Below are 2915 nucleotides of genomic sequence, written 5' to 3'. Positions count from 1 at the left end.
CGTAAGCCGGTGCCCGCAGGGGTGATTTCTCAATGAGCCCCTGCGGGCACCGGCTTGCGGCCCACGCCACCCCTGCCCCGCTACAGTCCCACTCCAATCCCCACCGACTCCACACCATGACCGTCATCGAACTCATCGAGCAGATGAGCACCCGCCTCGAACAAGCGGGCGTTTCGTTTGGCCACGGCACCACCAACGCTTTTGACGAAGCCGCCTGGCTGGTGCTGTGGGCTTTGGGCCACCCGCTGGACGGACTGGACCTGGTGGCCGAGCAGCCCGTGGACGAGGCGCAAGCGACCAAAGCTGCCGCACTCATCGAACGTCGCATCAGCACCCGCCAACCCGCCGCTTACCTGACCGGCGAGGCTTGGTTGCAAGGCGTGCCGTTCAGCGTGGACGAGCGGGTCATCGTGCCGCGCTCACTGATAGCCGAATGCATCGCCGACGCGACCATCGACCCCTGGCTCGGCGCCGAGACCCATCGCGTGCTCGATCTTTGCACCGGCAACGGCAGCCTCGCTGTGCTGGCCACGATGGCCTGGCCGGATGTCGATGTCACCGCGTCGGACCTGTCGGCCGATGCGCTGGCCGTGGCGCGCATCAACGTGCGTCGCCACGAGCTGCAAGAGCGCATCCAGCTGGCGCAAGGTGACGGCCTGGCGGCTCTCACCGGGCAACCAGCTTTCGACCTGATCCTGTGCAACCCGCCCTACGTCAACACCCAGTCGATGGCCGAGCTGCCGGCCGAATACCGCGCCGAGCCCGAGATGGCGCTCGCCGGCGGCAGTGACGGCATGGATTTCATCCGCAGTCTGCTACGTGACGCGCCAACCCACATGACACCGACCGCCGTGCTGGTGCTCGAGATCGGCCACGAGCGCGAGCATTTCGAAGCAGCCTTCCCGACGCTGGACGTCGTCTGGCTGCCGACCAGCGCCGGCGACGACCAGGTGCTGCTGGTCACGCGCGAGGCGCTGACGGCAAGCTGATCCGTCAGTCCGCGCTGACGGTCCGGTCGGCCGCCCACTCCCGCAGCTCTGCAATGGCCTCGGCCCGCGTCACCGACAGCGGGCGCGTGCGCAGCAACTCGCGCATCACGGCCTCGTGCTGCGGCGGTTCTCCGCGGGCATGGGCCTCGTAGCGCGCAGCCACCACGGCGGCCTCGATCTCGGCCCCCGAAAAGCCTTCGCTGCGTTCGACCAGCGGCGCCAGTGCGGCGTCGTCAAACGCGATGCGGTGCTTCTGCAGGTGAATGCGGAAGATGCATTGCCGCACTTCCGGTGCAGGCAGGTCGACGAAGAAGATCTCGTCGAACCGGCCCTTGCGCATCAGTTCCGGCGGCAGGCCCTCGATGTCGTTGGCCGTGGCGACAAGGAACACGCTGGACTCGCGCTCGGCCATCCAGGTGAGCAGCGAGCCGAGCATGCGCTTGCCGGCCCCCGTGTCGCCATCGCCCTGGCCGCCCGCCAGCCCCTTCTCGATCTCGTCCATCCACAGCACGCACGGCGCCATGGCGTCAGCCACCTTCAGCGCCTCGCGCAGCTTGCGTTCGCTCTCGCCTTGGTACTTGTCGAACAGCGCACCGAAGTCCATGCGAAACAGCGGCACCTGCCAAGCGGCAGCGATGGCCTTGGACGCCAGGCTCTTGCCCGCGCCCTGCACGCCCAGCAGCATCACACCGCGCGGCGCCGGCAGGCCCGAGGCCTCGGGGTCGAGGAACGGCTCGCGGCGCAACAGCAGCCAGCGCTTGAGCGCCTTCATGCCGGCCACGTCTTCCATCGCCGGCAGCTTCTGCTCGAACACCAGTAGCTCGGCCACACCCAGCGTTTCCTGCTTGGCCGACAACACGCGTGCGAGGTCCGCCGTGCAGATCACGCCGTCGGTGAGCGTGAGCCGCACCAGGTGCCGTACCGAAGCCTCGGGCAGCCCGACCATGTGGCGCAACAACGAGTCCAGCGTCTTGCGGCAGCCGCTGATGTTCTGACCCTCTCGCCCGTTGTGGCGATCCACCTCTTCCTTGAACAGCTTCTTGACCAGGTCGATGGTCATGGGCTCCACCTCGAATCGGCTGGTGAAAGGCACCAGCTCGCCGGGCAGCGGGATGTCGTGCCCCACGAGCACCATCTGCTGGCCGCGGCCTTCGGCCTTGAGCGCGATCTCCTTCATCGCCCGCGTGATGAGGGGGTTGCTCAGGTACGGATGGACGTCGAGGAAGACGACCAACGCCGCCGTCGGCAGGCGATCGACCTGCTGTAGCGCGTCGGGTAGTTGCTTGGTGTCGGCATCGTCCACCGCCGGGTTGGTGTTGAACTCCGTCAGCGACAGCTTCAGGCCATGGGCGATCTTCAGGCCGCGGCTGGCCGACCAGGTCCACACCTCGCGCTGCGTGCGGGCGGCGATGCGCTCGAACAGGGCCAGCACGCGCTTTTCCTCGTGTGTTTCGATCATCACGATCGGCGTCTTCGTGTCGAGCAGGGAGAAAAGGTCGTCGACTTGCTGGAGCAGCGGCATGCATGGTCCTGAGGAGATGTTTTGGCGGGCCTTTCGGCGGCTGGCGGATTGTCTGGCATGGACGCCGGCGTTCCACGCTCACTGGGCGCGCTGCCCTGCCCCGCTGCGACGGCCGTCACGGACGTTCTCCTCGCCTCGGGCCGAGATGACGGCCGAGGCTGCCACGCGGGTTAGCCGCGGGTCGCCGGGCGCGCCTTGGCCTTGGCCGTCGTCGTGGCAGCGCGCCGCGCCACCTCCCAACTCTGGCGGCACCACTGCCGTAGCGCGTCGGCGTCGTCCCAAGCCTTGGCCGGCAACGCGCCAAAACGCTTGACTGTCACCTGCCGCCCGGCCGACTTGCCGTAGACGAAAGGCTCGCCACCGCCCGCAGCCCGCAGGGCTTCGCGCAACGCGTCGTCCACCGT

General features: G+C 68.0%; 3 protein-coding genes. 1 reads left to right on the top strand and 2 read right to left on the bottom strand.

What is annotated here, in order from left to right; genetic code table 11:
- Positions 1-116: 116 nt before the first annotated feature.
- Positions 117-989 (top strand): 50S ribosomal protein L3 N(5)-glutamine methyltransferase, encoded by an 873-nt coding sequence (gene prmB / locus AC1DYI_RS31390; RefSeq protein ID WP_477208032.1) that lies wholly within the window; start codon positions 117-119, stop codon positions 987-989.
- 4 nt (positions 990-993) lie between these two features.
- Here prmB and AC1DYI_RS31385 read toward each other — a convergent pair whose 3' ends face one another.
- Both AC1DYI_RS31385 and AC1DYI_RS31380 read right to left on the bottom strand, forming a co-directional pair.
- A complete protein-coding gene (locus tag AC1DYI_RS31385; protein ID WP_477208031.1) occupies positions 994-2511 on the bottom strand; it encodes an AAA family ATPase in 1518 nt (505 codons plus the stop codon).
- Positions 2512-2681: 170 nt separating this feature from the next.
- On the bottom strand, positions 2682-2915 hold a 234-nt coding region (locus AC1DYI_RS31380), incomplete at its 5' end, for a TfoX/Sxy family protein (RefSeq protein ID WP_477208030.1).

The sequence above is a fragment of the Ideonella sp. P3_A4 genome, from assembly GCF_056403075.1.
Note: the sequence above shows the minus strand (reverse complement) of the source record. Positions and strands in the feature narration are given on the sequence as shown.